The sequence below is a fragment of the Phenylobacterium sp. genome (assembly GCF_044371015.1).
GTDB lineage: Bacteria > Pseudomonadota > Alphaproteobacteria > Caulobacterales > Caulobacteraceae > Phenylobacterium.
In genome coordinates, this window is the sequence record NZ_JBILUK010000262.1 from 1 (window position 1) to 4,189 (window position 4,189).

Sequence of the window (4,189 nt, forward strand, 5' to 3'; positions counted from 1 at the left end):
GCGCAGGGAGGATGGCTCATCGGGCGGCTACATCCAGCCGGTCGCGTGAAAAGGCCGGTTGAGCCTCTATCTCGAACCGGGCGCCGATGCGGGCCGCCAGGCCCGGGGCGAGTGAACGCGCCGCGTCGGCGACATCTGGCGCACACCGGGCCACCAGGCGCGCCCCACCCTGCGCCTCGCCCTCGGCCAGCAGACGGCGCATCAGCCGGTGCGCGAGGGCCAGGGCGGTTGGTTGTCCGTCCTCGCCCAACAGTCGCTCGATCACAGAGCGCTCGCGACGCGGCAGGGTCAGTTCAAGGGTTCCGAAGCGGCCGATCTGGCCCATGGCCACGCCGGGGTTGTCCGGCGCGAAGGCCAGCCTGGCCGCCGCCAGAAGCGCTGTCGCCTCATGCCCCCGACCCGCCAGGTCGATCACCACCAGCCCGCCCAGCCCCTTGAGCCGCAATAGGCGCGCCGCTTCGGCCAAAGCCGCCAGATTCGCCGCCCGAGTCACCCGCTTGGCGTCGCTGCCGCCGCGCGCGCCCACATCCACATCCACGGCCACCAGCGCGCGGGTGGGCTCGATGGCGATCTCGCCGCCGCCCGGCAGGGGATGCAGCATCTCCAGGGCCTCGGCTTCGGCCGCGTCCGCCTGCTCGCGGGCCGCTCGCCCCTCGGTGAGCGTCGGGACGCGGGCCAGTCGGGACACGAGTTCCGCGACTTCGGGCGCCGGAGCGATCAATCGCGGCGCCCCCTCGGCCGGGCCCAACGGCCGCAGGGTAGCAAGCTTGCCCCGCCGCGGTTCGGTTCGAACCTCCAACTCCAGCGCCGCGCCGCGCACGGGCTTTTCGTCCGGGCGGAAATTGAGCACGGCTTGACGCCCCTGCCCCAGATCCACGAAGGCTGTGGCCAGTGCCGCATCGACCTGCGCCACGCGGGCGACGACCCTCGCGCCGACGCGCAGGAAGGGATCATCATCATCACGATGGATCAGCAGCCGCTCGGGGCGCCCGTCGAGCGTGACCACGCCACGCGTCTCGCCGACGCCCCGGTCCAGAAAGGCGCGTCGATCACTCACAGCCCGGCGTACCCGGCGCCGCGCAGCAGGTTCACCGTCTCGACCAGGGGCAGCCCGACCACGGCCGGATACGATCCCGACAGCGACTGCACGAACGCGCCGGCGCGTCCCTGGACGCCATAGCCGCCGGCCTTTCCGATCCCTTCGCCGAGCGCGACATAGATGGAGATCTCTGCCTCCGTCAGGCGCTTGAAAATCAGCCGCGTCTCCACCAGCCGCGCCGAGACCCGTCCGCCCGGAACCGCCACCGCCACGCCGGTCATTACCCGGTGGGCGCGTCCCGACAGGAGTCGCAGACAGGCGGCCACCTCCGCATCGTCCGCCGCCTTGGGCAGCATACGGCGTCCGACAGCGACCACGGTATCAGCGGCCAGCACGATGGCGTCCGGATGGCCAAGCGCAGCGCGCTCCGCTTTCTCCCGCGCGAGGCGCAGCGCGAGACGCCTCGGCGTCTCGTCCTTCAGCGGGGATTCGTCGATGTCAGCCGGGGCGACCGCGCTCGGCGTAATGCCGATCTGGGCGAGCAGGTCGAGCCGGCGTGGGCTCGCGGAGGCGAGGACAAGGCGCGACGCGGCGGTCAAGCGGCCCGGCTCTAGCGCACGCGGAAAGTGATGCGGCCCTTGGTCAGGTCATAGGGCGTCATCTCCACGAGCACTTTGTCGCCGGCCGAGACGCGGATGCGGTTCTTGCGCATCTTGCCTGCCGTGTGGGCGATGATCTCGTGGTCGTTCTCGAGCTTCACGCGGAATGTCGCGTTGGGCAGCACCTCGCTGACGGTGCCGGGAAACTCGAGCAGTTCTTCCTTCGCCATGCAGGCTTTCTCACTCCCCCGACGAGCATGGGTCCAATGACCCTGGAATCACACGACGGCCCGCGCCGTCGGGACGCGAGCCGTCATTTCAGAGTCTCCCTATAGCCCAAGCCGCGCCCTCGCGTCGATGGGTGGGGCTCAAACCCCGAAACGCGCCCTGATGCGGTCCGCCAATCCATCCCGAACCTGGCGGTAGGATTCGATGCGGTGTTCACGAGAGCCCTCGACCAGCGTCGGGTCGGGCGTGGGCCAGTACTCGATCTCCGCGGACCGCCCGCGCGCCAGTTCCACGGCCCGATGTTGGGCTTCAGGGGTCAAGGAAATCACAAGGTCGAAAGAGTCGTCCTCGAGGTCGCCAAAGGTCTTGCAGCGATGCCGGGTCAGGTCGACGCCCAGTTCACCCATCACCGCGGCGGCCAGCGGATCACATTGCAGGTCATCGACGTCCGGGTCGAACTTCGCGCGCCGCAGTCCGCAGCTGTCGACGAAGACCCGCGTGCCGGCGAGATGTTTCATCAGCCCCTCGGCCATGGGCGACCGCACCTGGTTGAAGTTGCAGCAGAACAGCACTGCGCCGGGCAGTCGAGCGCCGGGGTCAGCCGCCATGACGCCTCAACCCCGCCAGTGCAGGGCGCAGATCAGGGTGAAGAGCCGCCGCGCCGTATCGAGGTCGGTCTCGATCTTACCGGACAGCCGCGACTGCAGCAGTTCTGAGGCTTCATTGTGCAGGCCGCGCCGACCCATATCCAGGGCTTCGATCTGCTGCGGGGTCGCGCTGCGGATGGCCTGATAGTAGCTGTCGCAGATCATGAAGTAGTCCTTGATCAGCGTCCGGAAGGGCGACAACGACAGGATATGTCGCCGCTCGTAGCTCGGCCCTCGGATGTCGAGCAGCAGGCGGTTCTCTAACAGTCCCATACGCAGATCGTATGGACCGCCCTCGGCTCCGTCCGGCTGGAACTTGTTCTGCTCCAAGAGGTCGAAGATCGCGATCTGGCGTTCCTGCTCCTGGTCGCGCGAAACGGCCGCGAGCGACTCCTCGTCGAGCTCGACGGACTGCAGCCTGTGGGTCGTGCTTGGATCTGCGGCCATGGTTCCAAGGTAGAGCTTTAGGGTGATCCCGCCCCGCCGTCATCCGCCTGCGCGCCCATCGACCCTTGGAAACGCGAAAAACCCCCGACGCTCGCGCGCCGGGGGATCCATTTTGGGGTCGAGCGGAGATCAGTATGCGGCGTATCGACGGCCCGCCGGGCGGACATAGTCGTCACGGACATAGCCCACGCCCACGCCATTGCGGCCGACCAGAATCCAATCGGTTCCGCGCACGCGCGCCAGGGCCTGGAAGCGCTCACCGGCCCCAAGTCGATCAATCCGAGCGGAATCGGCGGTCGGCGCGGCGCGCACGTTCACCCGGGTTTCGGCCACGAAGGTATCGCCGATCCGCACATAGTCGGCGGCCAGCACATCGCCGCGCAAACGCTGACCGTCATGGCTGTAGACGGCGCTCCGGGCCCTGGGACGATCCTTCTGCATCTCGCAGCCGATCGCAGATCCGGCCGCAGCCCCGGCGACCGCGCCGACCACGGTCTCGCCACTGGCGTTCCGGCCGCCGACCTGGTTGCCGATGATCCCGCCGACCAGAGCGCCGATAATGGCGCCGGCTTCCTGCTTGCCGCCCGGGGCCGCGCAGCCGACCACGCCGGCCGAGGCGGGCGCCACGGCTGCCAGGCTGAGCGCCGCGGCCACGCCGAGGATTGAGAGGTTCGGGGTCTTGGGGAACTTGCGCATCGCTTGGGTCCTTCCGGCTTCCGTTGATGCCCCGTTCTAGACGGCGCGATCTGAACGGCTCCGGAGGCTAACGGTCAGGCGATGTTCAGGTTCACTTCGCGCTTTCGACAGTAGGGCCAAGCGCTTGGGCCTGGACCGGCGCAGCTTTCACGGGCGTTCGGATGCCCTCGGCCTCGAAGGCGTTCAACAGACGGCGATTGAACTCACGCCCGACCTCCCACTGGTCCCGTGGCCTCGTGGTGATACGGGCCTTTAAATGGATCGCGTTGTCGGTCAGCCGGTCCACGCCCAGCACTTCGAACGGCCGGTTGATGCGCGCAGCGTAGGCCGGATCCGCCGCCATTGCGTCCCCAACCTGTCGGATCACCGCCAACGCCTTGTCGACATCCGTATCGTAGCTGATCGGCGCCTCCACCAGATAGGCGGAGAAGTCCTTGCTGCGGTTATGGATCACCTGGGCTTCGCTGTAGGGGAAGATGTGCAGGGTGGCATCGACGTCGCGCAGGCGGATCGTGCGCAGCGTCATGGCCTCG

The 4,189-nt window shown here is 68.3% G+C and carries 7 protein-coding genes; all 7 read right to left on the reverse strand.

The window, feature by feature from the left end:
• Window positions 1-16 precede the first annotated feature (16 nt).
• Window positions 17-1,057 (reverse strand): ribonuclease E/G, encoded by a 1,041-nt coding sequence (locus ACIQ3R_RS15865; RefSeq protein WP_397419826.1) that lies wholly within the window; start codon window positions 1,055-1,057, stop codon window positions 17-19.
• Window positions 1,054-1,638, reverse strand: coding sequence for a Maf family protein (locus tag ACIQ3R_RS15870; protein WP_397419827.1), 585 nt, complete (start codon window positions 1,636-1,638; stop codon window positions 1,054-1,056). Before ACIQ3R_RS15870 ends, ACIQ3R_RS15865 begins: the two co-directional genes overlap by 4 nt.
• Window positions 1,639-1,649: 11 nt before the next feature.
• Entirely contained in the window at window positions 1,650-1,868 is a 219-nt protein-coding gene (gene infA / locus ACIQ3R_RS15875) for a translation initiation factor IF-1 (protein WP_111458197.1), read from the reverse strand.
• Window positions 1,869-2,006: 138 nt separating this feature from the next.
• Window positions 2,007-2,474: a low molecular weight phosphatase family protein gene (locus ACIQ3R_RS15880; RefSeq protein WP_397419828.1), complete on the reverse strand. Its 468-nt coding sequence runs from the start codon at window positions 2,472-2,474 to the stop codon at window positions 2,007-2,009.
• Window positions 2,475-2,480: 6 nt separating this feature from the next.
• Complete coding sequence (locus ACIQ3R_RS15885) at window positions 2,481-2,960, reverse strand: UPF0262 family protein (protein ID WP_397419829.1); 480 nt, start codon at window positions 2,958-2,960, stop codon at window positions 2,481-2,483.
• A gap of 129 nt (window positions 2,961-3,089) precedes the next feature.
• Window positions 3,090-3,656: an SH3 domain-containing protein gene (locus ACIQ3R_RS15890; RefSeq protein ID WP_397419830.1), complete on the reverse strand. Its 567-nt coding sequence runs from the start codon at window positions 3,654-3,656 to the stop codon at window positions 3,090-3,092.
• A 91-nt stretch (window positions 3,657-3,747) separates the two neighbouring features.
• A partial coding sequence (locus ACIQ3R_RS15895; protein ID WP_397419831.1) for a mechanosensitive ion channel family protein occupies window positions 3,748-4,189 on the reverse strand: 442 nt, incomplete at its 5' end.

Excerpts from the sequence above, each read along its gene's own strand:
- infA (WP_111458197.1), bottom strand. The coding sequence starts at position 1,868 with ATGGCGAAGGAAGAACTGCTCGAGTTTCCCGGCACCGTCAGCGAGGTG.
- ACIQ3R_RS15880 (WP_397419828.1), bottom strand. The coding sequence starts at position 2,474 with ATGGCGGCTGACCCCGGCGCTCGACTGCCCGGCGCAGTGCTGTTCTGC.
- ACIQ3R_RS15885 (WP_397419829.1), bottom strand. The coding sequence starts at position 2,960 with ATGGCCGCAGATCCAAGCACGACCCACAGGCTGCAGTCCGTCGAGCTC.
- ACIQ3R_RS15890 (WP_397419830.1), bottom strand. The coding sequence starts at position 3,656 with ATGCGCAAGTTCCCCAAGACCCCGAACCTCTCAATCCTCGGCGTGGCC.